Source organism: Microvirga lotononidis (assembly GCF_034627025.1).
Taxonomy (GTDB): domain Bacteria; phylum Pseudomonadota; class Alphaproteobacteria; order Rhizobiales; family Beijerinckiaceae; genus Microvirga; species Microvirga lotononidis.
The window spans coordinates 4,773,800-4,798,050 of sequence record NZ_CP141048.1 but is presented as its reverse complement, the minus strand read 5'-3'; the positions used below and the strand labels follow the sequence as shown (position 1 = coordinate 4,798,050).

Here is a 24,251-nt window from a genome sequence, read left to right as displayed (position 1 = left end):
GTCCAGCCTGAATCCGGCCGGCTCCCCGATATGTGGTGCCCGGACCGCCGGCGCAATGCGGCGGATGATTCCAGGGTTCGATCCTAGAACAAAGAGGGTACGACGGGCAAGCGGCGCCGCGGACATCTTCCGGCCCGACGGAAGACATGGCCGCCCTGAATGACAGGTCGGGACACCATGCGCCGGAAATAGGTCCGAAAGCCGAGATAAAGCCGTGTTTGCAGATCAGGATCGGCTATAATTCAAGCGCATCCTAGCTTGTCCGTTCGAGAGGAGTGCTGGTCATGGTTCATCGGCTTATCCTGCTTGGAAGTGTGTTCCTGCCCCTCATGATCCAACAGAGCCAAGCGGGTCCGTGCACGCAGGAGATCGACGGAGCCCAGGCACAGGTCGATGCCCGGATCGACTCGGCGGCAGGAGCGGGGCGAGCCGGCCCCGAATCCACGGCAGCATTGCTGCGACGGCAGCCGACGCCGGCCTCGATTGCCGCAGCGGAGCAGAAGCTTGGCGAGGGCAAGCCGGAGGAGGCGGCCCTGGCGGCGCTGGCCCGGGCGCGCGCGGCCGATGCCGCCGGTGACAGGGCGGGCTGCGACGAGGCCTTGGCCATGGTCCGGAAGGCTCTCGCGCATTGATCCGTGTCGGTGCCACGATCCAGGCGAGCATCCCTTAACTGGGGACAGCCCTGTGCAGAACCCGGCCGATGGCTTGCCGTGCGGCCGCTCCGGCTTCAGAACTCGCCCTCAAGCATCAAAGAGAGGCGCGCCCGATGGCAGGCAGTGTGAACAAGGTGATTTTGGTGGGGAACCTGGGTCGGGACCCTGAGGTGCGGCGTCTGTCGAACGGGGAGCCGGTGGTGAACCTGCGGATCGCCACGTCGGAGACGTGGAAGGACAAGGGCACGGGCGAGCGCAAGGAGAAGACCGAGTGGCACTCGGTGGTGATCTTCAACGAGAACCTGGCGCGGGTGGCGGAGCAGTACCTGAAGAAGGGCTCGAAGGTGTATGTCGAGGGCCAGCTGCAGACGCGCAAGTGGACGGACCAGCAGGGGCAGGAGAAGTACACCACCGAGGTGGTGCTGCAGCGCTTCCGCGGTGAGCTGACGATCCTGGACAGCCGCGGCGGGGGTGGCGCCTCCGAGTACGGCGACGAGGAGCCGGGCCAGATCAGCCGCGGCGGCGATTTCGGACGCTCGTCCCCGTCGCAGGATCGGCGACCGGCTCCGTCCTTCGGCGGCAGCGGTGGCGGTGGGGGAGGTGGCGGCGGCGGCTCCCGCTACAACGATCTCGACGACGACATTCCGTTCTAGAACCCTTCTCCGGGCGGATCCCGTTGGCCGCCAAAGTGAACGGAGGGTCACCAGGAGATCGCGAAGGGCCGTCGAAGCGGACGGCCCTTCGCGCCGGACCAATGCGTGGGCTGCGGAGCGGCCATGTGCCGACAGGCAAGGCCGGAGGGATGCCCGAACGTCCGGAGGATCCCTTGTTTTACCGGGAAAAAGCCGCCCCAAACCGGTCGGATGGTCTCGTTCGGCGCTTCGAGATAGTCCGCTGCGGCATGTCGTTCGCAGAGCGTGAGACTGAAAACTTACCTTGCGTTACACCATAGAAGCTGCTCATCTAGCGGCAGATTCCGGAGCCGTTGCGGCTTGACTGTCGAGTGAAGATTTCCAGGATTGTCCTGTCGTGCACTGCTACTTTCATCTTGTGCACATGCACGAACGGATCGTCGACGAGGCAGGAATCGAAGTCTCGGATCTGGAAGCCGCCCATTATCAGGCTCTCAAAGCCATTCAGGAATTGAGGCAGGAAGGCGAAGCCGACGAGGTCGACTGGCGCGGCTGGAACCTCGAAGTCGTCGACGAGGCCGGAAATGTCCTTCTGTCGATTCCGCTCAACGTGGCGCAGCACTGAGACCCCCTCGTTCAGGCAGTGTGCGGGAAGCCGGCCGATTTTCATCGTGGCCGTGCCTGATCCGGTCATGCTCGCATGCCGCGTCATAGGGTCGTCGCTCGAAGGCGTCCGGCTGCGATTGCCGGCATCTCAGGCTTGATGTTTCGGGCGAGGAGTGGTTAGCCAGCAGGCACCATCATTCGAAAACGAAGACATCATGAGCTCCTCCTCGCCGTCCCTCGATACGCTCTTGACCTGGATCCGCACGGAAAGCCCGACCCATGACCGGGCCGGGGTCAACCTGATGATGGACCTCGTCGTCGCGCAGATGCAGGACTCTCCGGTAGCGGTCGAGAGAATCCCGGGCACCGAGGGGCTCGGCGACGTTCTCGTGCTGCGTGCCGGACCGCAGACGGCCGAGCCGGGCCTTCTGGTCATGTCGCATCTCGACACGGTGCATCCCGTCGGCACCATCGAGAACGACCTGACGCTTCGCATCGAGGATGACCGGCTGTACGGGCCCGGCATCTACGACATGAAGGGCGGGGCCTGGTTTGCTCTGGAGGCGTTCAAGGAGGTCGCCCGCAAGGGCACGGCGGCGCGCCCCATGGTCTTCCTGGTGACGCCTGATGAGGAGATCGGCTCGCCGATCACCCGCCCGATGATCGAGGATCTCGGCCGTCGTTCGGCTTACGCGCTCGTGACGGAACCGGCTCGCGACGGCGGTCAGATCGTCACGGCCCGCAAGGGGGTGGGGCGCTTCGACGTGCATGTGGAGGGCCGCCCGGCCCATGCGGGATCTCGCCACAAGGAAGGGCGCAACGCCGTCTACGAGGCCGCCCGGCAGATCCTCGCTATCGAAGCCCTGACCGATTACGCGCGCGGGATCACCACGACGGTCGGGATGGTCTCCGGCGGTACGGCGGTGAACACCATCCCGCAGCATTGCCGCTTCCCGGTGGACCTGCGCGTCGAGACTGTGGCGGACGGTGAGGCCGTGACGGCCGCACTCCTCGGGCTGAAATCCTCCAACCCGGACTTCAAGGTCTCCGTCTCCGGCGGCATGAACCGGCCGCCCTACGAGCGGACCGAGTCGACCGCGAAGCTCTTCGACCACGCCAAGTCCCTCGCCGCCGAGATCGGCTTCGACCTCGTCTCCGCGCCCCGCGTCGGCGGCGGCTCGGACGGCAACTTCACGGCCGCGCTCGGCATTCCGACCCTCGACGGGCTCGGCATCGACGGCGACGGGGCGCATACCCTCCAGGAATACGGCCTGATCTCCTCCATCGCGCCCCGGCAGAAGCTCATGGCGCGCCTGCTGGAAACGCTGCGGTAACGGGTTAAGCCGCCGATCCCCGAACCAGCGCCAGCACGCCGTCGATGATGAACTGCACCGCAAGACCTGCCAGGATGACGCCGAGCAGGCGGGTCAGCACGACGTTGCCGGTCACGCCGAGCCACCGGGAGACCCGGTCGGCCGCCGAGAACACCACCAGACAGCTCAGGATGCCGAGCGCGATCAGGATCAGCAGGGCGGTGAGATAGGCGATGTTGCCGTCCGCCCGCCCGGCGAGCAGGATCACGGCCGTGATGGCGCCTGGGCCTGCCATCAACGGAATGGCGAGCGGGAAGGCCGCGACATTGCGGATGTGATCCTCGGTGATGGCGATGTCGGCCGTATGCTGCTTGCGCTCGTTGCGCCGCTCGAACACCATCTCGAAGGCGATCCAGAACAGCAGCAGGCCGCCGGAGATGCGGAAGGCCGGGATGCCGACCCCGAGAAGCCGCAGCAGCACCTCGCCTCCGAGGCCGAAGAAGGCCAGGATGCCGAAGGCGATCATGCAGGCCCGCATGGAGACCCTGCGGCGCTCTTGTGCGTTCATCCCCCGGGTCAGCGATACGAAGATCGGCGCCAGAGCCACCGGGTCGAGGGTGACGAGCAGGGTCACGAGAGCGGCGGATATGTAGTCGAGGAGCATCGGCTGGACCTTCCCTTAAGCTTTGCTTTATGGGGTCATCGGGCGGATTTGACGAGGGGCGATGCGACAATGTTCACTGTTTTGGATCGGATCAGCTGGCCGGGGCACCCGGACAAGCCCAACGAGGACATCTGCGGCGTCTCGGACGATTGGGCCTGGGTGATCGATACCTCGATCTTTCCGGGCACCAGCCCGGTCATTCATGACAAAAGCGACGCTGCCTGGCTCGCCCAATTCGCGAACGAGCGGCTGTCGGGTCTCGCACCGCAGGCTGAGGACGGCGTCACGCTCCTGCGGCACGTCATGGAGGAGGCCCGCATCGCTTACCGCGCCGTCGCGCCCGCGGAGCGGCATGAGGATTTCATCACGTGGCCCCTCGGAGCCATGACCTTGGTGCGCCGCAAGGGCAATGCTCTCGACGCCTGGACCTTCGGCGACACGACGGCCTATCTCCGGCAGCCGGACGGCTCGGTTCAGGTCCTGGGCGATGCTCCCGGTCTGCGCGAGGCGGAGGCCTCGAAGGCGGCCGAACTGATGCGGCAGTCGGGCTCACGGCCGACGGCCATCCTCGATGAACCCGTCTTCCTTGAATGGCTCGGCGAGCGCCGGGAGCGCCAGCGGAAAAGCGGCGTCCCGGCAGCGCTCCTGAGCTTCAACCCGGATGCGGTCGCCCGGCTGAGGCACGAGACGGCGCCCTGTGCGGATGGAACCGTGATCCTCCTCGCCTCCGACGGCTTCTCGGCCCTCGTCGATCTCTACAGAGCCATGGACGCCAAGGCCCTCGTGGATGAAGCCCTGGCGACGGGTCTCGAACCCCTGGCGAAGCTGGCGCGGGAGATCGAGACCGACCGCGACCCGGACGGCAAGCTCTTCCCGCGCTTCAAGGCCAGCGACGATACGACGGCGCTGCTGCTGCGGGCCTGACGGGGGCGGACGCACCGTCCGGCACCGCTCAAGCGGGCTCCTGCTCCATCGCGACAGGGCTTCTGACCTGCAGCACCGTCAATCGCCGCGTTTCGCCGGTGCGCGTGGTCCAGTCGATCGACTGGCCGAGCGGGAGGCCGATGAGGGCGGTTCCGATCGGCGTCAGGACGGAGATCCGTCCCTTCGAGATGTCGGCCTCGTGCGGATAGACCAGGGTCACGGTCTGCACCCGGCCTGTCGTGTCGTCCCGGAAATCGACCTCGCAGCCCATATGGACGGCGTCCGGGCGCTGTTTTCCGCCGGCCAGGACGTGAGCCCGGTCGAGCTCGCCGGAGAGCTCCTGGGCGACGTCCGGCATCGTGTGCGTGGCCGCTTCGGCCAGCTTTGTCAGCTTTTCGTAATCGGCCGCCATCAATGTGATCCGCGGCTTGGCGGTGCCGGGTGTTTTTCTGGACATGACGTGTCTCCTGTTCATGAAAGTGCCGCAGCGCGAGACGCTGCAACGGGTGCCGGAATCGCCATCGGATCCCGGAGGGTTGGAAAGATGCGATGCGCTCGCGCATCGGATTGGCTGATGGCTTCGCCGGCGGCATGCGCGGAGGCGAAGGGTCCGGGTGATCCGGTGCGAGGCAACGGCCTATCCAGGCGCGGTGCGCGAAGCCAAAGCCCGGCTTCGTCGGACGTCCTGCGTGTCAGATCACTGGGAAAGCGCCCCGAGCTCGGGGCGCGGACGCGCGTTGAGCTCGGGGCTACTTGCCCGCGATGAGATTGCCTGCCCGGTGCAGACCGCGACGGTATCGTAAGAAGCTCAACATGATGAACCGAGGCTCCTACACCTTGTCGCGTTTGTCAAATACCGGCTCGGCACCGCTCCTCAGATGCACGGAGAGGGACGACACCCTGCAGGTCATGGCCGCACGTGTTGCAGCCATCCCCTTCATTCTTGCCACCTCTCCGCCCTCATCCGGAGGAGGTCGCGCAGCGACCGTCTCGAAGGATCGTCCTGTCGAGGCCGGGATGACACACTCGACGTCATGGCCGGTACGAGGCCGGTGATGACGTGAGAGGGTGCGGCTGGGCCAGCGTTACGTTCTCACTTTGTTCTTGACAGGGGGATGAACCTTGGCTATATCGTTGCACAGCCTGATCCGACGAGGGGCGCGCTTCGCGAGGCGTCGCACGGTGTGGGATCCGGCACGGTCCTGTCCGCCGGTCACGCAGCCGGCGGCAGGAGGCCCTTGGCAGCCCTGTGCTGGTCCAAGTCGAAACGCCTAAAAGAACCGTGCGCGAGGAGCCGTCGGGTTCTTCCTTTAGCTAACACCGAGCCGGACGCCTTCTCGCGCCCTCCCTCGACTGACCTGCAGGCTCGCAGCGCAAGCGGCGGGCCCGCAGGCGCTGGCTCTTTGACAGGAAACCATCAACAGGCCCCTCCCTCGTCATGGCCGGGCTCGTCCCGGCCATCCCAATGGGGGGGCGCGGCGCTTCAGTCCATCGGGATCACCGGCACAAGGCCGGTGATGACGCGGCGGGGGTGTCGTCTCGGTACCGCGACGGCGGGAACCGGGACCTAGACCCGCTCGCGGCCGCACACGGTGCGACGCGCCCTGTCCGCATCCCTCCGCAGGTCCGGGCTCCCAGCCCTGCGGGAATGCCGGCGACGAGATGCGGTGCCATCCTGGACGCGGCCGATCCGACTGCACGGACGCGCTTTGCGTCAACGTCGTGAAGATCATATACCAGAAGGACTTGGACTCGGTGTTTAATCCAGTATGTCACGTTCGGATCGCGGCTGCGAAAGTGCCACAGGCGCAGGGACGCCGACCGGTATGTGCGGCTGAAGAATAAGTTGCTGAAACGTAAATGGATTTTGGTCATGCGCTTGCCTCTGGAAAACCCGTCAAAAAGCTTGAAAATTGCGCCGTTCTCGCCCATCTAAGAGACTGATTTCAATTGGATTCGCGGGCCTGCCGAACGGCTTGACGAAGCGGCATCGAAAGTCGCCTCTCGCGAAAGGGCAGACCGTTTTAAGAAAGACCAACCTTGACCGATCCGAACGATAACCGCCCTGGCGGTCCCGGCGGGGACCAGCCGGCGAGCGACATCAAGTTGATTTCCATCGTCGACGAGATGAAGCGCTCCTATCTCGATTACGCCATGAGCGTGATCGTGAGCCGCGCTCTGCCCGATGCGCGCGACGGCCTCAAGCCCGTGCACCGGCGCATCCTCTATTCGATGCACGAGAACGGCTACACGCCGGACAAGAAATACGTGAAGTCCGCCCGCATCGTCGGCGACGTGATGGGTCAATACCACCCGCACGGCGACAGCGCGATCTACGACGCCTTGGTGCGCATGGCGCAGGACTTCTCGCTGCGCCTGATGCTCGTGGACGGGCAGGGCAATTTCGGCTCCGTGGACGGCGATCCGCCGGCGGCCATGCGCTACACCGAGTCCCGTCTCGCCAAGGCGGCGATGCCGCTGCTCGACGATATCGACAAGGACACGGTCGATTTCACGCCCAACTACGACGAGTCGAAGGACGAGCCGTCGGTTCTGCCCGCGCGCTTCCCGAACCTGCTCGTCAACGGCGCCGGCGGCATCGCGGTCGGCATGGCGACCAACATGCCGCCCCACAACCTGGGCGAAGTCATCAACGGCTGCCTGGCCTTCATCGACAACGACGGCATCTCGGCCGAGGAGCTGATCGAGCTCATCCCCGGTCCGGACTTTCCGACCGGCGCGCTGATCCTCGGACGGTCGGGCGTCAAGTCCGCCTACACCACGGGCCGCGGCTCCATCGTCATGCGGGCGAAGTCCGAGGTCGAGGAGGTCCGCAAGGACCGCGAGGCGCTCATCTTCACCGAGATCCCGTATCAGGTGAACAAGGCCTCGCTGATCGAGAAGATCGCCGAGCTCGTGCGCGAGAAGAAGATCGAGGGCATCGCCGACCTGCGCGACGAATCCGACCGCGACGGCATGCGCATCGTGGTCGAGATCAAGCGCGACGCCATGGCCGACGTGGTGCTCAACCAGCTCTACCGCTATACGCCGCTGCAGACGAGCTTCGGCGCCAACATGGTGGCGCTCAACGGCGGCCGCCCCGAGCTGATGAACCTGAAGGACCTGATCAAGGCCTTCGTGGATTTCCGCGAGGAGGTCGTCTCCCGCCGCACCAAGTATCTGCTCAACAAGGCGCGCGAGCGCGCCCACGTCCTGTGCGGCCTCGCCATCGCGGTCGCCAATATCGACGAGGTCATCCGCCTCATCCGCACGGCGCCCGATCCGAACGCTGCCCGCGAGGCCCTCATGGGTCGCGACTGGCCGGCGCACGACATTGCGCCGCTGATCGCGCTCGTGGACGACCCGCGCCACAAGATCAACGACGACGGCACCTACCGCCTGTCCGAGACGCAGGCCCGCGCGATCCTCGACCTGCGCCTGCAGCGCCTCACCGCACTGGGCCGTGACGAGATCGGCGATGAGCTCTCCAAGCTCGCGGCGGAGATCTCGAACTATCTCGACATCCTGCGGTCCCGCGCCCGCATCATGGGAATCATCAAGGACGAGCTGATCGAGGTCCGCGACGCCTTCGCGACACCGCGCCGGACCCAGATCGTCGATTGGGATTCCGACGTCGACGACGAGGACCTGATCGCCCGCGAGGACATGGTCGTCACCGTGTCCCATGCCGGCTACATCAAGCGCGTTCCGCTCTCGACCTACCGGGCGCAGCGCCGCGGCGGCAAGGGCCGTTCCGCCATGACGACGAGGGACGAGGATTTCGTCACGCGCCTCTTCGTGGCCAACACCCACACGCCCGTGATCTTCTTCTCCTCCGAAGGCCAGGCCTACAAGGAGAAGGTGTGGCGCCTGCCGCTGGCTGCTCCCAACGCCAAGGGCAAGGCGCTGGTGAACATGCTGCCCATCAAGCAGGGCGAGCGCATCACCACCATCATGCCGCTGCCCGAGGACGAGGCGTCCTGGGACAAGCTGGACGTGATGTTCGCCACCTCGCGCGGCACGGTCCGCCGCAACAAGCTGTCGGACTTCGTCCAGGTCAATCGCGGCGGCAAGATCGCCATGAAGCTCGATGAGGGCGACCACATCGTCGACGTGCAGATCTGCTCGGAGAACGACGACGTGCTGCTCACCACGGCCAAGGGCCAGTGCATCCGCTTCCCGGTCACGGATGTGCGCGTGTTCAAGGGACGCGATTCCATGGGCGTGCGCGGCATCAATCTGGCCGATGGCGACGACATCATCTCCATGGCGATCCTGCGCCACGTGGAAGCGACCGGCGAGGAGCGGGCGGCCTATCTCAAGATGCGCCGCGCGGTCACCGGCGAGCAGATGGGCGCGGATGCCGACGCCTCCGAGGACGCGGAGGAGACCTCGGCTGAGAACTTCTCGCTCTCCCAGGAGCGCTATGCGGAGATGAGCGCGCAGGAGCAGTGCATCCTGACGATCTCCGAGAAGGGCTACGGCAAGCGGACCGTGTCCTACGAGTACCGCATCACGGGACGTGGCGGCAAAGGCATCACGGCCATGGCGGTCAACAGCCGCAACGGCAAGCTCGTGGCCTCCTTCCCGGTCGACAATGCCGACCAGATTATGCTCGTCACCGATGGCGGCCAGCTGATCCGCGTTCCGGTGGACGGCATCCGAGTCGTCGGCCGCAACTCGCAAGGCGTCACCATCTTCTCCACCCGCGATAAGGAGAAGGTGGTCTCGGTGGAGCACATCGAGGGTGAGGACGAGGAGAACGGCGAGGGCGTCGAGGACACTGAGTCCGAAGGTGGAGAGGCGACGGAAGAGTAAGAGCTTCCGGACCTTTGAGAATGAAAGAACCCGCCGGCTCAGGTCGGCGGGTTTTTGCTTGATATGAGGTCAAGATGACAGAGTCCTACAGGGCTGCCATCAGGAACTCTTGAACCTTTGGGTCCGATTCACGTTCGATGGCCTCACCAAGTTTCCCGGTGTGGTCCTGAAGCGTGAACCAACTATGCCACCGCGCGGCTTGCTCCTCAGCTCGCTCACTCCAGTGATTTGATTTCCTGAATTTCTTTGCTCCGATGCCAAAGATCAGAGTGCTGGCAAGACGCAAGTTCGCTTCACGTGCCTCGCATGCTTCCCAACGCTTCAGAAATTGCGTCGAGTCGAAAGGCGTAGGCAGGGCGATCTCGATGATCTCGCAGACATCATTGCCGAACCCTTCCCACCACGATTTGCTTTGAGCGGAAAGGGCGCAATCCAGTTCATTCGAAGAGATCGTCCGGCACAAAGCCTCCTCGAACAATGCCATGAACCACTCGCTGAATGCCGCAAACTCGAAATCCGTAAGGAAATTCTCGGGAGCATAGCGGAACCGGGAGAGGATATGGTCCGGGTCCAAGTCCGTCGGCCGCTCGCCCCGGCTGATCAAATCCATGTAGCGCGGCAACAGGGTGAGAAACTGATCCGACCAGCCATGCGCCGAATTGGTATATTCGGAGAGCTGCTCGTTCGACAGCTCTCGCAATGGGGTCTTGAGAATGCTCTCCGCCATCACTTCGGACATGCAGCATTCGCAGTGGCAAACCTCTAAAAGGCCGCTCAGGCTACGCCAGCCAAAAGCTTCATAGGCATTTTGTACGGCATTGTTCAGGCGCGAGTTCATTCTTGGCGGCAGCAAGATAAAAATGTCTGCAACCACACACTAGCAGAATGATATGCTGTTCGCCATCGGCTACGATTGCGAGAGATCGCAGGCCTTTGGAGTTGTCAGCCAAGGCTCGCCAGGGCGGCTGGGCTCAGGACCGCGATGGCCATGATGGCGACGATGAAAAGGCGGAAGACCATGGCACTCTCCTGACTTAAGGTGAGCCATATCTCTCATGGCTCCGCCCGGCTTGCCGTGCGCCAGCGCACCGCTTGCCCGCCGGCTCTAATCCGGCTACGCCTTGGGCCATGATCCGCACCGCGCTCTATACCGGCAGCTTCGATCCCGTCACCAACGGGCACCTGGACGTCCTGCGCCAGGCCTGCAGCGTGGCCGACAGGATCGTGGTCGCCATAGGGGTCCATTCCTCCAAGGCACCGATCTTTTCCGCCGAGGAGCGGGCCGAGATGCTGCGCGAGGTCTGCGGGCCGGTGCTGCAGGAGAGGGGCGTCGCCTTGGAGGTGGCAACCTTCAACGATCTGGCCGTCGAGGCGGCCCGCCGCCACGGGGCGAGCCTCATCGTGCGGGGCCTCAGGGACGGGACGGATTTCGACTACGAGATCCAGATGGCGTCCATGAACGCCGCCATGGCGCCCGAGGTCCAGACACTGTTCTTCGCGGCTTCGCCCCCGGTTCGCCCCATCACGGCCACGCTTGTGCGTCAGATCGCCGGAATGGGCGGCGACGTCTCGGCCTTCGTGCCAGGTCTTGTCGCCGAGCGCCTGAAGGCCAAATTCAAGCGGCCATAAAGTTTCATCATCCCCGAAGGAGATATCGACCCATGAAGCGTTTGCTCGCAGCCGGAGCGCTCGTACTCGCAAGCCTCGTCCCGGCCGTGGCCCAGCAGGCCAACGATCCGCAGAACACGGTTTTCCTCGACACCAAGGACGGCCGGATCACCATCCGCCTGCGGCCGGATCTGGCGCCCAAGCACGTCGAGCAGATCAAGACCCTGACGAAACAGGGCTTTTACAACGGCGTCGTCTTCCACAGGGTGATCGACGGCTTCATGGCCCAGACCGGCGATCCCACCGGCACCGGTACGGGCAAGTCCAGCCTGCCCAACATCCCGGCCGAATTCACCAAGACCCAGTACAAGCGCGGCTCGGTCGGCATGGCCCGTTCCCAGAGCCCGGATTCCGCCAACAGCCAGTTCTTCATCTGCTACGAGGGCTGCGGCCCGCTGACCGGCCAGTACACCCTCTTCGGCGAGGTCGTGTCCGGCATGGACGTGGCCGACAAGATCAAGAAGGGCGATTCGGCAGCCAACGGCATGGTCACGAACCCTGACAAGATCGTGAAGATGCAGCTCGCCGCCGACGCGAAGTGATGTGGGCGGGGCAATCATCCGGGGCGCGGCTTCTCATGGCCGCGTTCCTGCTTGAGGCCCTGACGAGTTCTCCGCTCGCCGCGCAGGTCCGCACGCCGTCCCCGGCATTCGACGAGTGGTACTGGCCCTACGACACCTCGCCTCCGCTTCCCGAAGGCATCATGGGCACGGTCCGTCCGCGCCTCGATGCCCCAAGGCTGGACCGCATCGACCGGATCACCCAGGTCTTCCAGGCGCTCCAGTCCTGCTGGCAGCCGCCGGCCGGCAGCGGCTATTCCGGCCAGGAGGTCACCCTGCGCCTGAGTTTCAAGCGCAACGGAGAGGTCCTGGGCCAGCCCCGCATCACCTACTACAAGGCTGGGACTCAGGCGGACCAGCGCGAGCCCTTCACCCGAGCCGTGCGCGAGGCGTTCGAGCGCTGCAGCCCGCTTCCCTTTACGGAAAGTTTCGGGCGTGCCATTGCCGGACGCGTCTTCTCCTTCCGTTTCATCGATGCCCGGCCTATGTGAGCGGGCAGGCGTTCCTATTTTCATCCGATCCAGCCAGAACAGGAGATCCCGATGGCAGACCCCGAAAACACCATCATCATGGAAACCACCAAGGGCCGTGTGGTCATCGAGCTGCGTCCGGACCTGGCTCCCGGCCATGTCGAGCGCATCAAGACGCTCTCCCGGCAGGGCTTCTACGACAACGTGCCGTTTCACCGGGTGATCGAGGGCTTCATGGCCCAGACCGGCGACCCGACCGGCACGGGCACCGGCGGTTCCGACCTGCCGGACCTCAAGGCCGAGTTCAACGCCGAGCCCCACGTGCGCGGCGTCTGCTCCATGGCCCGCACCAACTTCCCGCATTCCGCGAACTCGCAGTTCTTCATCGTGTTCGACGACGCCCGCTTCCTCGACAAGCAATACACCGTCTGGGGCAAGGTGACCGAAGGCATGGAGAACGTGGACAAGATCAAGCGCGGCGAGCCCGTGCGCGATCCCGACCGCATCGTGTCCATGAAGGTTGCGGCCGACGTGGCTTGAGTACCCTTTAGCGTCTACCGTCATGCCCGGGCTTGTCCCGGGCATCCACGTTTTCAGGCGAGTAGAGTTACCCTAAGCCCTCGTCCTGAGACGCAGCCGTGTCTCAGGACGAGGGTAGAGGCCTAGAATCCATGCGCGTCGACCTCTTCGATTTCGATCTCCCCGAGACCAATATCGCGCTCCGCCCCGTGGAGCCGCGGGATGCCGCGCGCATGCTCGTGGTCAGGCCCGAAACCGGCCTCGAGGACCGGATCGTCCGCGATCTGCCGGATCTGCTGCAGCCCGGCGATGTGCTGGTGCTCAACAACACCAAGGTCATTCCGTCCCGGCTCTACGGTCTGCGCGTTCGCGAGGAGAATGCGGCGCGGGTCGAGATCATGCTGCACAAGCGCGAAGGCGCCGACCATTGGCGCGCCTTTGCCCGCCCGGCCAAGAAACTCCATGTCGGCGACCGCATCCGCTTCGGAGACCCGTCCGAGAGCACGGCCTGCGAACTCGTTCGGCTCGACGCCGAGGTCGTGGAGAAAGGCGAGGGGGGCGATGTGGCGCTTCGCTTCTCCTTCGCGGGCGCTTTCCTGGACGAGGCCATCGCGCGCCTCGGCGAGCTTCCTCTGCCGCCCTACATCGCCGGCAAGCGTCCCACGGACGACAAGGACCTGAGCGACTATCAGACTGTCTATGCGAAAGACGAGGGGGCCGTCGCGGCCCCGACCGCCGGCCTGCATTTCACGGACGGTCTCTTCCGCCGCCTCGACGAGCGCGGCGTCGCCCGTCATTTCGTGACCCTCCACGTGGGAGCGGGCACGTTCCTGCCCGTGAAGGCCGACGATACCGACGAGCACCGCATGCATGCGGAATGGGGCTCCGTCTCGGAAGAGACCGCCCGGGCGCTCAACGAAGCCAGGGCCCGGGGAGGGCGGATCGTGGCGGTCGGCACCACGTCGCTGCGCCTTCTGGAGAGCGCCGCCCGTGAGGACGGCAGCATCGCGCCCTTCTCCGGCGACACGGCCATCTTCATCACGCCCGGCTACCGGTTCAAGGCCGTGGATGTGCTGATGACCAATTTCCACCTGCCACGCTCGACTCTCTTCATGCTGGTCTCTGCCTTTGCAGGCCTGGATTGCATGAGGGGGGCCTATGCCCACGCCATCGAAACAGGCTATCGCTTCTATTCCTACGGCGATGCGAGCCTGCTGTTCCGGCGCTGAGGCTCCGCACCATCCCCGGCGCGCGGAACGCGCGGCAGGGGGATCCATTGACAGGTGCTGCGGATCCGCGGATCCCGTTACCGGGCGGTTCGCTCCCGCGGGAGATGACAAGACGAGGTTTGAATGACCACCGACACCTTTTCCTTCACCGTCAATAAGACCGACGGTGCGGCGCGCACCGGCGAGATCCGGATGCCGCGCGGCGTCATCCGGACGCCCGCCTTCATGCCCGTCGGGACGGCCGCGACTGTGAAGGCCATGTATCCGGACCAGGTGAAGGCGCTCGGCGCCGACGTCGTGCTCGGCAATACCTATCACCTGATGCTGCGCCCAGGGGCGGAGCGGGTGGCCCGGCTTGGAGGGCTGCACCAGTTTATGAACTGGCCCTATCCGATCCTGACCGATTCCGGCGGTTTCCAGGTCATGTCGCTATCGGCCCTGCGCAAGATCGACGAGACGGGGGTCACATTCCAGTCCCATATCGATGGCTCGACCCATGTGCTGACCCCGGAGCGTTCCATTGAGATCCAGGGGCTCCTGGACTCCGACATCCAGATGCAGCTCGACGAATGCGTGAAGCTGCCGTGTTCCGACGACGTGGCCGAGAAGGCGATGCGCCTGTCGCTGCGCTGGGCGGAGCGCTGCCGGGTGGCCTTCGGCGAACAGCCGGGCAAAGCCATGTTCGGTATCGTCCAAGGGGGCGCAGTGGAGCGGTTGCGCATCGAGAGCGCGAAGGAACTCGCAACGCTCGATCTCAAGGGCTATGCCATCGGCGGCTTGGCCGTGGGCGAGCCGCAGGACGTGATGCTGCGCATGATCGAGACGGTCGAGCCGCACATGCCCAGGGAGAAGCCGCGCTACCTCATGGGCGTGGGCACGCCCGACGACATCGTCGAGGCGGTGCGCCGGGGCGTCGACATGTTCGATTGCGTCATGCCCACCCGCGCCGGACGCCATGGTCAGGTCTTCACCCGCCACGGCCGCATGAACCTGCGCAATGCGCGCTTTGCCGAGGATACCGGGCCGCTCGATCCGGAATCGAAATGCACGGCCTCGAACACCTATTCGCGCGCTTATCTGCACCATCTCGTCCGGTCGAACGAGATCCTGGGCATGATGCTTCTGACCTGGAACAACCTGGCCTATTACCAGGAACTCATGGCCGGTCTCCGCAAGGCCATCGCCGAGGGGCGGCTCGAGGATCATATCGGCGAGGTCAAGGAAGGCTGGGCCAAGGGCGAGCGTGACAGCAAGGCGGATATCGGCCGTCACGCGGACAACATCGCCATGGCGGACGAGGCGTGAACCGTTCGGCTCCAAGCATAACTTTCTTGGAGCGCTCTTCAGGAAACGGCGTCGCGGCGGTCGGAAGCTGAGGATTTGCCCGCCCAGCCAGGGCTTTTCGATTGACCCGGAGCCCGAGACCCCCTATTTCGGGCTCACCTCTGGGAGCGCGTAGCTCAGCCGGTAGAGCATCTGACTTTTAATCAGAGGGTCCTGGGTTCGAGTCCCAGCGCGCTCACCAACAATATCAAAGGGTTACCGGCATTTGCCCTTTGAGAAGATTTTTGCCAGGTAGCCAGACGTTTCGGACGGAAGGGGCTTGTGCGCGTCCGAGGCGGAGGCATCCTCCGAACTGGCATGCTGAGGTGAGTCGCTCCGTGCATGCGTCCCATCCACCGCTTCGGCTATATCTGAAGATCTGCCGCGGAACCGACGATGATGAGGCCTGAAAGGTCTGGTCTCTCGTCGTGAGCAGACCTTCACTTGGCACTCCTGAACTTCCCAGTTTGACCCGAAGTTGATGTTAGACGGTTTGGGATCATATACCTTGTACGCGACATGGTCCCATGACAGTCCTAGCACTGAACAATTGGGTCTGTTCTCGGCGAGAACTCCATTGACGATTCCGCCACGCGGAGGCGGAAGCTATTGGAAGTTATTCCTCTGGCGGGAGCATTGGATCACCCTAGATGTTCGGGGATCCGATATCTCGCCGAGCCCGCAATGCCAGAGAAAAGCAAGTTTCGATCCCTGACGACCGTGCAGGAAGGATCTGGGTTTGTCCGCGTTCGCGGCGCCCGCGAGCACAATCTCAAGAATATCGATCTTAAGATCCCGCGCGATGCCCTTGTTGTTTTCACGGGCGTATCCGGCTCCGGAAAATCTTCGCTGGCCTTCGGAACCCTTTATGCCGAGGCGCAACGGCGATATCTCGAGTCGGTGTCGCCTTATGCCAGGCGACTGTTCCACCAGATGCCGGTTCCCGATGTTGACGATATCGACGGTCTTCCGCCCGCCGTGGCGTTGCAGCAGCAGCGCGGCTCACCGACCACCCGCTCCTCGGTGGGCAGCGTCACGACCTTGTCCAACCTGCTGCGTATGCTCTACTCTCGGGCCGGCGACTATCCGCGCGGCCAGTCGATCCTCTATGCCGAGGCGTTCTCGCCCAATACGCCCGAAGGCGCCTGTCCCCGGTGCCATGGCCTGGGCCGGGTCTACGAGGTCACCGAGCAATCGATGGTGCCGGACGACACGCTGACCATTCGCGAGCGGGCGATCGCCGCCTGGCCGACCGCCTGGCATGGCCAGAACCTGCGCGATATTGCGACCACGCTTGGCTTCGACGTCGATCGGCCCTGGCGGGACCTGCCCAAGAAAGATCGCAACTGGCTTCTGTTCACCGATGAGCAGCCGACCGTTCCTGTCTACCCCGGGTATACGCAGCAGGAGGTTCGACGCGCGCTCAAGCGCAAGGAAGAGCCAGCCTATCAGGGCACCTTCACAAGCGCCAAGCGGCACGTGCTGCACACCTTCGCCAACACGCAAAGCCCGCTGATGAAGCGGCGGGTGGCGCAATACATGGTGAGCACCGAATGCCCGCTCTGCCACGGCAAGCGCCTTCGGCCCGAGTCCCTGTCCGTCACGTTCGCGGGACTGGACATCGCCGACATCTCCAGTCTGTCGCTCGCCCGCCTCGCCGACATCTTCCGTTCCTATGCAGACGGAAGGGCTCCGCGGCTAGCCAAGATTGAGGCCGAGCATCCGGAAAAGGCAGTGGTCGCGCAGCGCATCGCGCAGGATCTTGTCGCCCGGCTCAGCGTCATGCTCGACCTCGGGCTCGGCTATCTTTCCATCGACCGTAGCACCCCGACGCTTTCGCCGGGCGAACTCCAACGGCTGCGGCTGGCCACCCAGGTACGCTCCAATCTCTTCGGCGTGGTCTATGTGCTCGATGAGCCGTCGGCTGGACTCCATCCAGCAGATACCGAGGCGCTGCTGAAGGCACTTGGGCAACTGAAGGCGTCCGGGAACTCGCAGTTCGTGGTCGAGCACAATCTCGATGTCATTCGTCATGCCGACTGGATCGTCGATGTTGGCCCGGGTGCGGGAGAGCAGGGCGGCCGTGTGATCTATAGCGGTCCCCCGGACGGGCTCGGCCAGGTCGAGGCCTCGCAGACCCGACGTTTCCTGTTCGGCGAAAACGCTCTCCCGCCTCGGGACGTGCGCCCACCGAGCGGCTGGCTGCGCCTCGCGGGGGTGACGCGCAATAACCTGCACGAGCTTGATGTCGCATTTCCCTTAGGCGTGCTCACGACCGTGACGGGTGTCTCCGGCTCAGGCAAGTCAAGCTTGGTCAGCCAGGCACTGGTCGAACTGGTGGCGGAGTACCTAGGGCACGAGATCCCTGAGCCGGAAGAGGAGGGTGAGGAACTAGAACGGCCTGCGACAGAGACCAGCGAGGGCCGGATCGTCGGCGGCATGGAAGGGATCAAGCGCTTGGTGCGGGTCGATCAGAAGCCGATCGGGCGCACGCCACGTTCGAATCTCGCCACCTATACCGGCCTTTTTGATCACGTCCGCAAGCTGTTTGCCGCAACCAAGCAGGCTCGCACCCGCCACTACGATGCAGGACGCTTCTCCTTTAACGTCGCCAAAGGCCGCTGCCCGCATTGCGAGGGTGAAGGCTTCGTGATGGTCGAGCTGCTGTTCCTGCCGAGCGTCTACGCCCCATGTCCGACCTGCCACGGTGCCCGCTACAATGCCGACACGCTAAAGATCAAATACCGCGACAAATCCATCGCTGACGTGCTCGGAATGACCGTCGATGCGGCCTGGGAGTTTTTCGCCGACGAGCCGCCTTTGCGTCGGTCGCTCACGATCGTGCGCGAGGTGGGCTTGGGCTATCTGCGGCTGGGCCAACCCGCGACCGAATTGTCAGGAGGGGAGGCGCAACGGATCAAGCTCGCGACAGAGCTTCAACGGATCCAGCGTGGCGATACGCTCTACGTCCTCGACGAGCCGACGACCGGACTGCATCCCGCCGATGTGGAGAGGCTCGTGGCTCAGCTCGATGGGCTGGTCGAAGCCGGCAACACGGTCATCGTGGTCGAGCACAACATGCGGGTTGCCGCGAGCAGTGATTGGGTCATGGACCTCGGTCCGGGAGCCGGCGACGAGGGCGGGCAGGTGGTTGCATCCGGTCCGCCGGGCGAAGTCGCAAAAGCACCAGGCAGCCGTACGGCGCCTTACCTGGCACGAGCTCTCGTTTGATGCACTTCAAGCTATCAGGTGCCTTGGACAAAGGCCCATTTAGAGCGTGATGTATTTCCAAGTGGGCAGTTACAATCTCTGTTTTAGGGAATAAACACAGAGCGGACGCAACCGTCGTCCTTATGCTTGAACATGGCGTAGCCACGCGGTGCATCTTCGAGCGAGAAACGATGCGTCGCCAGGAACGATGGGTTCAGCTCCCCCTTCTGGGCATGATCGAGCAGGCGGTCCATGTAGGCCTGCCCATGCTGCTGGGCCGTGCGCACCGTCAGGCCCTTGTTCATGATCGCCCCAAATGGAAACTTGTCCATCACGCCGTAGACGCCCAGGATCGAAAGTGTCCCGCCTTTGCGGCAGGCGAGGATCGCCTCGCGTAGCGCCTGGCCGCGATCCGTGTGCATGTACATGAGCTGCTTGGCGCGGTCGTAGGCGTATTGAAGGCCGGTGCCGTGCGCCTCCATGCCGACCGCGTCGATGCAGGCGTCCGGACCCCGGCCACCTGTCATTTCCTTGAGCACCTCCAGGACGCTGTCGACCTCCTCGTAGTTGATGGTCTCGGAGCCGACATGCTCGCGGGCCATCTGCAGCCGCTCGGGCAGGCGGTCGATCCCAATCACCCGCTCGGCTCCCATCAGGAAGGCGCTCTTCTGGGCCATCAGGCCGACGCCGCCGCAGCCCCACACGGCCACGACGTCGCCGGGCTGAATGTTGCAGAAATCCGCCCCCATGTAGCCGGTCGGCGCCGCATCGGAGAGAAACAGCACCTGCTCGTCGGGCAGACCATCCGGCACCTTGAAGCAATCGTTGTCGGCAAACGGTACGCGCACATACTGGGCGTGCGCTCCGGCATAGCCGCCGAACGCGTGGGTATAGCCGTAGATGCCGGCGGTCGGATAGCCGAGGATGGGCTCCTGCAGCTCGGGCTTGGGATGGGTGTTGTCGCACAGCGAATAAAGTTTGTTCTTGCAGTACCAGCACTGGCCGCAGGTGATGAAGGACGGCACCACGACCCGATCCCCCTTCTTGACCTTCTTCACCTCAGGCCCGACGTCCTCGACCACGCCCATGAACTCATGGCCGATCACGTCACCGGCCTTCATCGTCGGGATGTAGCCGTCAATGAAGTGCAGATCCGAGCCGCAGGTGGTCGACATGGTGACCCGCAGGATGCAGTCATGCGGATTGACGATCTCGGGATCCTTGACGGTCTCGACACGCAGATCGTTGACGCCGTTCCAGATGAGCGCACGCATGAGAAGCCTCCTCGTCAGCGGGGGTCGGGCCGAGCCGCCGGCTGGCGCTCGGTGGTCGGGATCTCGCCGGTCTGGACGAGCGCCTTGAAGTAGTGCAGCGTCTTGCTCGCAAGCGCCGCCGGTAGCGTATTGCCCAGCATCTGGGCGGCGATCCGGCCGAGCATGCCACCGGGCGGATCGAGGCTGGCACGCAGGACCACCACCGTGCCGCGGTTGCCGGCAGCGGAACGGAAGCGCACCGACGCCTCCCGGATCAGGGCGCCCCCGCCTTGGGCCTCCCAGCGCATGAACTCGCCCGGCTGGTCATCGGCCAGGCGCATGTCCCAGGAGCCCAGATGGGGGCCGGCGTTCCAGCGTGTCTGCCCGTCACCCGTGGGCTGGACATCGGCAAACGGCGCCATGATCCGCCTGAAGTTTTCTGGATCGCGCCAGCGACGATAGAGTTCGTCCGCGGGAACATCCTCGATTGTGATCGAGCGTTCGAGCTCCGGCTCGTGGCCAGCAGCCGATCGCCGGTTCTGACCGGTCCTGGTCCGGCGCCCGGTATCGCGCATTTGGGCTTCGATCAGACCGATGGCGGCCACGCCGGCAGCGGCCGCGAGGGTAAATCCAACGATGCCAAGGCTTGGACGGCCCCCGCGAGCTTCCTGTCGCCCTTGCCGTTGCCCCGGCCAGGGCTGAGCGGCTCCCATTGCTCGTGGGCGACCCGGGCTATCGTTGCGGGTCCGTCGAAGTCGTTCGTCGTGTTGGTCCGCCATGGCACACCTCAGTGGCGTTGAGGGATCTCAGCAGTGTCGCGCCTGATGAGATCGGATTGCTGACGCAAACGATCGTCGTTCAGCCGGAGTCGCGGAGGGTAACAATTGGAATGGCCCATACGGATAACGGTCCATTCCTGAGGGAAAGTACGTGACTGCAAACGAAACAGTGTAGGTTGATCTTTGCCAACCCACCCTACAACACGGAGCAGCCCAACCAGGTAGTCAGTGGTCTTCCGGGCGCTAGCTACCGCCCTGATCCCATTAAAGCCTCTGGAGCATCCTTCATACGGAATTGGCCGCGAACGACACGTAGCCGTCGTCCCTTCTGGCCAGCCGACCTTCTCACCCTACAGTACTGTCGGAAGGCCCCTCATGATGTCTTTCCAAGGAGAATAAATGAGCACAGCGGAAGCTTTCCCCGGCGGCGGCATCATGGGGGAACGCGTGCGGACCCACGATTGGGCTTGCACGCCCCTCGGACCGGCAGAGGCTTGGCCGCAGTCGCTGCGCACCGCCTTAAGCATCATGCTGAGCTCCGCCTTCCCAACCTACCTGGCCTGGGGACCGGAACTGACCAGCTTCTACAATGATGCCTACATTCCGATCATGGGTGACAAGCCGAACGGCCTCGGGCGGCCGTTTCCCGAGGTCTGGTCGGAGGTATGGGACACCATCGGTCCGATCACCAAGCGGGCCATGCAAGGCGAGGCCAGTTACTTCGAGGACCTGCCGCTGACGCTTATGCGCAGGGATCACCCTGAGCAAACCTGGTTCTCCTTCTCTTACAGCCCCATCCGTGACGAAACCGGGGGAGTCGGAGGGGTGCTGTGCACGGTCCACGAGACCACCGAGAGTGTCCGGGTCGAGGCAGCCCTGCGCGAAAGCGAGAACAAGCTTGCAGCCATTCTGGAGCAATTGCCGATTGGAGTGGGCCTCGTCGACCCGGAGGGGGACATCGTCCTGAGCAATCGGGCCCTCCAGCAGTACGCTCTTGAGAAAGTCCCCTCCAGAGATCCCATGCAAGGCGAGCGCTGGCGGAGCTACACCCCTGAGGGCAAGCGTCTCAGCCCCTCCGACTATCCGAGCGCGCGAGCGCTGCGGGGTGAAACGGTTGTTCCAGGTGTCGACTTCCTCGTCACACTTCCCAATGGACAGGAGATCTGGACGCGGGTGAGCGCTGCGCCCTTCTGCAACACCGCTCAGGAGGGTCTGGGCGCAGTCTTCGTGGTGCAGGTCATCGAGCAGGAGAAGCGGACGGAGCAGGCGTTGCGCGAAAGCCAGGCGCGGCTCCAGGCTGCCATCGATCTTGTCGGTCTGTCGCCTTACACCTGGGATCCGGCCACGGGAGCACTGGACTGGGATGCCCGGCTCAAGGCGATGTGGGGGCTGCCGCCTGATGCTCCTGCCAACGAGGAGGTGTTTCTGTCCGGCATCCATCCCGAGGATCGCCCGCGCGTCGAGGCCGCGATCGCCCAGTGCCGTGATCCTGCCGGTTCGGGGATCTACGCCATTGAATATCGAGTCATCGGGATCGGGGATGGGATCGAGCGCTGGGTTTCCACCCAGGGTCGAACGACCTTTGAAAATCGCCAGCCGGTGGGATTCACCGGAGCTGTGCTTGACATCACGACACGCAAGCGAGCCGAAGCAGCCCTGCGTGAGAGCGAGGAGCGCTTCCGGCAGTTCGCCGAGAACTCCAACAGCACCCTTTGGATCCTGAACTTCGAGACGATGAACCTCGAATATCTGAGCTCCGCTTTCGAACCCATTTGGGGCGAGCCGCGGGAAGGAGTGCTCAGCGATCCCAGTCGGTGGAGCCGCTTCCTCCATCCGGATGACCGGCAGCGGGTATTAGATGCTCTTGACCGGGTCAGGCTGGGAGAAGCCTTCACGGAAGAGTTCCGCATCATCCGGCAGGACCGGGTCGTGCGCTGGATCCGCAACACCTTCTTCCCTATGCGTGACGCGCAGGGCCGGATCCGCCTCGCCGGCGGCGTTGCCCAGGACATCACCCGCCATGACGGGCGCTTCGTCTATGTGGTCGATGCCGACGAGCCCTCGCGTCAGGATCTGACACGAGGGTTGCGTGACGCCGGCTATGACGTGAGAGCCTTCCCATCCGGCAAGGCTTTCCTGGAGGCTGCCCCGGCTCTCGCGGCCGGCTGCGTGGTACTCGACATGCGCCAACCCGAGGCGGGCGAACTGACCATCCCGCGGGAGCTCAAGGCCCGGCGCATCCGCCTGCCGGTGATCGTCTTGGGCGAGCTCCAGAGCGATGTAAAGTCTGCCGTGCAGGTGATGAAGGCCGGCGCGGTGGACTTCCTGCCGGTCCCCTATGCTCCGGATGAGCTGCTGGCCGCCCTTGCGTCGGCAGCCGCTGACATTTCCCAGGCCGACGAGCACGGTCAGGAATCCAACCGGGCCCGGGGGCGCATTGCCGAGATGCCGGTCCGCGAACGCGAGGTCCTGGAGGGCCTGCTGGCCGGCCAGACCAACAAGCAGATCGGGCGGGCCATCGGCATCAGCCCGCGTACGGTTGAAACCCACCGCGCTCATGTCATGCAGCGCCTGGGCGCCAGGACAATCCCGGAACTGGTGCGGATCGCCGCCCTGGCGGGCGTGCAAGCCCGCCCTCAATTGAGCCGTGACGAAGGATCCGACGAACCTTGATCTCCACCAGGACGTGACCGCCCGAAGGCCGCTGCAAGGATACGGAACGATCCCCGGTCACCACCGGATGCCGCGTTCATCCTCATCCATGACACTGCGCCAATGCGCATGTGGCCGCACCAGGGATCTTCGGAACGGTTGGGCCACACGCAGCATCAAAGCTCTGAGGCCACCAGGAAAAGGACGAGGCAAGCCCATGACCTTATCAAAGTCGCAAGCAAGTTTGATCAACCGCCACGTGCTGATCGTCGAGGATGAGTACCTCATTGCCGACGACATCGCACAAGTTCTGGAGCAAGCTGGGGCGGCGGTGGTCGGACCGGCTCCAACTCGGGCGACAGCGCTGGCCCTGCTGACCTCTGAAAGGATCGACATTGCCGTTCTCGATATTGAGCTGCACGGCAAACTGGTGTTCCCGGTCGCCAATTATCTCAGGGCGCGAGCGATCCCCTTCGTCTTTGCGACAGGCTACAGCCAAACCTCTCTTCCAGCCGAGTATCGAGACGTCGCGACTTGGGAGAAGCCATTCGACGCCTACGCCTTGGCACTGGCTCTTGCTAACCTGACGGGAGATGCCGGATCCGGCCCCGCCTTGGGAGATCCCGATGCACCCTTCCAGACGATCCCCATCGGCCCTGCTCGGCAGGGCCCCTGGCCATGTCCGGCTTTCCCGCTCACGCCGCCGAACCCGTTGGCCTCAGCCCTCGGGCGGTAGAGAAGCGCCGGGCCCACGTCATGCAGCGGCTTGGCATACAGACCCTGTCACGAGCCATGCTGGTCGCAACCTCCGCGGGGTTCCGAGGCGCCCAGCCCGGGGCCGAAGATGCCTCAGGGATCAGACACGCCCGAAACCTGACCGGCTGGCAGGAATGTCCCTCAGGGATCATCCGCAGCACTTCCCCTCAGCGCAGTCGTTCATAAGCCACGACCCCTGACGGCCATCCCACGACGCCCTCG

20 protein-coding genes and 1 tRNA gene are annotated in these 24,251 nt (G+C 64.3%); 16 read left to right on the top strand and 5 right to left on the bottom strand.

Going from position 1 to position 24,251, the window contains the following annotated elements:
* Positions 1–284 precede the first annotated feature (284 nt).
* From U0023_RS22575 to U0023_RS22560, 4 genes are all read left to right on the top strand, one after another.
* Positions 285–632 carry a hypothetical protein gene (locus tag U0023_RS22575; protein WP_009764590.1) on the top strand — a complete coding sequence of 116 codons (348 nt, stop codon included), beginning with the start codon at positions 285–287 and terminating at the stop codon, positions 630–632.
* Positions 633–766: 134 nt separating this feature from the next.
* A complete protein-coding gene (gene ssb / locus U0023_RS22570) occupies positions 767–1,306 on the top strand; it encodes a single-stranded DNA-binding protein (RefSeq protein ID WP_322883766.1) in 540 nt (179 codons plus the stop codon).
* Between the two features lie 376 nt (positions 1,307–1,682).
* Positions 1,683–1,910, top strand: coding sequence for a DUF6894 family protein (locus U0023_RS22565; RefSeq protein ID WP_040638787.1), 228 nt, complete (start codon positions 1,683–1,685; stop codon positions 1,908–1,910).
* Between the two features lie 196 nt (positions 1,911–2,106).
* Positions 2,107–3,225, top strand: a complete 1,119-nt coding sequence (locus tag U0023_RS22560; RefSeq protein ID WP_009764593.1) for a M20 family metallopeptidase — start codon at positions 2,107–2,109, stop codon at positions 3,223–3,225.
* 4 nt (positions 3,226–3,229) lie between these two features.
* Here the strand turns inward: U0023_RS22560 and U0023_RS22555 are convergent, their stop codons facing one another.
* The gene (locus tag U0023_RS22555; RefSeq protein WP_009764594.1) at positions 3,230–3,868 is read right to left on the bottom strand and encodes a MarC family protein; all 639 of its coding nucleotides are present in this window, start codon (positions 3,866–3,868) and stop codon (positions 3,230–3,232) included.
* 69 nt (positions 3,869–3,937) lie between these two features.
* Between U0023_RS22555 and U0023_RS22550 the strand changes: the two genes are divergently transcribed.
* Positions 3,938–4,792, top strand: a complete 855-nt coding sequence (locus U0023_RS22550; RefSeq protein WP_009764595.1) for a protein phosphatase 2C domain-containing protein — start codon at positions 3,938–3,940, stop codon at positions 4,790–4,792.
* Positions 4,793–4,820: 28 nt separating this feature from the next.
* On the opposite strand, the gene rnk is transcribed toward U0023_RS22550, so the two are convergent.
* Positions 4,821–5,249, bottom strand: a complete 429-nt coding sequence (rnk, locus tag U0023_RS22545; RefSeq protein WP_009764596.1) for a nucleoside diphosphate kinase regulator — start codon at positions 5,247–5,249, stop codon at positions 4,821–4,823.
* A 1,583-nt stretch (positions 5,250–6,832) separates the two neighbouring features.
* On the opposite strand from rnk, the gene gyrA reads away from it, so the two are divergent.
* Complete coding sequence (gene gyrA, locus U0023_RS22540) at positions 6,833–9,610, top strand: DNA gyrase subunit A (protein ID WP_009493711.1); 2,778 nt, start codon at positions 6,833–6,835, stop codon at positions 9,608–9,610.
* Positions 9,611–9,695: 85 nt separating this feature from the next.
* On the opposite strand, the gene U0023_RS22535 is transcribed toward gyrA, so the two are convergent.
* On the bottom strand, positions 9,696–10,448 hold the full coding sequence (locus U0023_RS22535) for a hypothetical protein (protein ID WP_009493713.1): 753 nt from the start codon (positions 10,446–10,448) through the stop codon (positions 9,696–9,698).
* 290 nt (positions 10,449–10,738) lie between these two features.
* Here U0023_RS22535 and coaD point away from each other — a divergent pair, with 290 nt between their 5' ends.
* The 8 genes from coaD (at position 10,739) to uvrA (ending at position 18,610) form a co-directional block, all read left to right on the top strand.
* Complete coding sequence (gene coaD / locus U0023_RS22530; protein ID WP_009493715.1) at positions 10,739–11,239, top strand: pantetheine-phosphate adenylyltransferase; 501 nt, start codon at positions 10,739–10,741, stop codon at positions 11,237–11,239.
* 32 nt (positions 11,240–11,271) lie between these two features.
* Entirely contained in the window at positions 11,272–11,820 is a 549-nt protein-coding gene (locus U0023_RS22525; RefSeq protein WP_009493717.1) for a peptidylprolyl isomerase, read from the top strand.
* Between the two features lie 35 nt (positions 11,821–11,855).
* Entirely contained in the window at positions 11,856–12,329 is a 474-nt protein-coding gene (locus U0023_RS22520; RefSeq protein WP_245273090.1) for a hypothetical protein, read from the top strand.
* Positions 12,330–12,380: 51 nt separating this feature from the next.
* Positions 12,381–12,848 carry a peptidylprolyl isomerase gene (locus U0023_RS22515; protein ID WP_009493721.1) on the top strand — a complete coding sequence of 156 codons (468 nt, stop codon included), beginning with the start codon at positions 12,381–12,383 and terminating at the stop codon, positions 12,846–12,848.
* Positions 12,849–12,979: 131 nt separating this feature from the next.
* Positions 12,980–14,056, top strand: coding sequence for a tRNA preQ1(34) S-adenosylmethionine ribosyltransferase-isomerase QueA (queA, locus tag U0023_RS22510; protein WP_009493723.1), 1,077 nt, complete (start codon positions 12,980–12,982; stop codon positions 14,054–14,056).
* A 123-nt stretch (positions 14,057–14,179) separates the two neighbouring features.
* Positions 14,180–15,361 carry a tRNA guanosine(34) transglycosylase Tgt gene (gene tgt, locus U0023_RS22505; RefSeq protein ID WP_009493725.1) on the top strand — a complete coding sequence of 394 codons (1,182 nt, stop codon included), beginning with the start codon at positions 14,180–14,182 and terminating at the stop codon, positions 15,359–15,361.
* Between the two features lie 144 nt (positions 15,362–15,505).
* A tRNA-Lys gene (locus U0023_RS22500) sits at positions 15,506–15,581 on the top strand.
* Positions 15,582–16,063: 482 nt separating this feature from the next.
* Positions 16,064–18,610 (top strand): excinuclease ABC subunit UvrA, encoded by a 2,547-nt coding sequence (gene uvrA, locus U0023_RS22495; protein ID WP_009493727.1) that lies wholly within the window; start codon positions 16,064–16,066, stop codon positions 18,608–18,610.
* A gap of 83 nt (positions 18,611–18,693) precedes the next feature.
* Here uvrA and U0023_RS22490 read toward each other — a convergent pair whose 3' ends face one another.
* Complete coding sequence (locus U0023_RS22490; RefSeq protein ID WP_009493729.1) at positions 18,694–19,863, bottom strand: zinc-dependent alcohol dehydrogenase; 1,170 nt, start codon at positions 19,861–19,863, stop codon at positions 18,694–18,696.
* Between the two features lie 14 nt (positions 19,864–19,877).
* Complete coding sequence (locus U0023_RS22485) at positions 19,878–20,621, bottom strand: SRPBCC family protein (protein ID WP_009493731.1); 744 nt, start codon at positions 20,619–20,621, stop codon at positions 19,878–19,880.
* Positions 20,622–21,020: 399 nt separating this feature from the next.
* Here U0023_RS22485 and U0023_RS22480 point away from each other — a divergent pair, with 399 nt between their 5' ends.
* Both U0023_RS22480 and U0023_RS22475 read left to right on the top strand, forming a co-directional pair.
* Entirely contained in the window at positions 21,021–23,294 is a 2,274-nt protein-coding gene (locus U0023_RS22480; RefSeq protein WP_009493733.1) for a PAS domain S-box protein, read from the top strand.
* A 196-nt stretch (positions 23,295–23,490) separates the two neighbouring features.
* A complete protein-coding gene (locus U0023_RS22475) occupies positions 23,491–24,009 on the top strand; it encodes a response regulator (protein WP_009493735.1) in 519 nt (172 codons plus the stop codon).
* Positions 24,010–24,251: the final 242 nt, after the last annotated feature.

Coding starts and splice junctions, on each gene's coding strand:
- U0023_RS22575 (WP_009764590.1), top strand. CDS start 285: ATGGTTCATCGGCTTATCCTGCTTGGAAGTGTGTTCCTGCCCCTCATG.
- ssb (WP_322883766.1), top strand. CDS start 767: ATGGCAGGCAGTGTGAACAAGGTGATTTTGGTGGGGAACCTGGGTCGG.
- U0023_RS22560 (WP_009764593.1), top strand. CDS start 2,107: ATGAGCTCCTCCTCGCCGTCCCTCGATACGCTCTTGACCTGGATCCGC.
- U0023_RS22555 (WP_009764594.1), bottom strand. CDS start 3,868: ATGCTCCTCGACTACATATCCGCCGCTCTCGTGACCCTGCTCGTCACC.
- U0023_RS22550 (WP_009764595.1), top strand. CDS start 3,938: ATGTTCACTGTTTTGGATCGGATCAGCTGGCCGGGGCACCCGGACAAG.
- rnk (WP_009764596.1), bottom strand. CDS start 5,249: ATGTCCAGAAAAACACCCGGCACCGCCAAGCCGCGGATCACATTGATG.
- U0023_RS22535 (WP_009493713.1), bottom strand. CDS start 10,448: ATGAACTCGCGCCTGAACAATGCCGTACAAAATGCCTATGAAGCTTTT.
- coaD (WP_009493715.1), top strand. CDS start 10,739: ATGATCCGCACCGCGCTCTATACCGGCAGCTTCGATCCCGTCACCAAC.
- U0023_RS22525 (WP_009493717.1), top strand. CDS start 11,272: ATGAAGCGTTTGCTCGCAGCCGGAGCGCTCGTACTCGCAAGCCTCGTC.
- U0023_RS22520 (WP_245273090.1), top strand. CDS start 11,856: ATGGCCGCGTTCCTGCTTGAGGCCCTGACGAGTTCTCCGCTCGCCGCG.
- U0023_RS22515 (WP_009493721.1), top strand. CDS start 12,381: ATGGCAGACCCCGAAAACACCATCATCATGGAAACCACCAAGGGCCGT.
- queA (WP_009493723.1), top strand. CDS start 12,980: ATGCGCGTCGACCTCTTCGATTTCGATCTCCCCGAGACCAATATCGCG.
- tgt (WP_009493725.1), top strand. CDS start 14,180: ATGACCACCGACACCTTTTCCTTCACCGTCAATAAGACCGACGGTGCG.
- uvrA (WP_009493727.1), top strand. CDS start 16,064: ATGCCAGAGAAAAGCAAGTTTCGATCCCTGACGACCGTGCAGGAAGGA.
- U0023_RS22490 (WP_009493729.1), bottom strand. CDS start 19,863: ATGCGTGCGCTCATCTGGAACGGCGTCAACGATCTGCGTGTCGAGACC.
- U0023_RS22485 (WP_009493731.1), bottom strand. CDS start 20,621: ATGGCGGACCAACACGACGAACGACTTCGACGGACCCGCAACGATAGC.
- U0023_RS22480 (WP_009493733.1), top strand. CDS start 21,021: ATGAGCACAGCGGAAGCTTTCCCCGGCGGCGGCATCATGGGGGAACGC.
- U0023_RS22475 (WP_009493735.1), top strand. CDS start 23,491: ATGACCTTATCAAAGTCGCAAGCAAGTTTGATCAACCGCCACGTGCTG.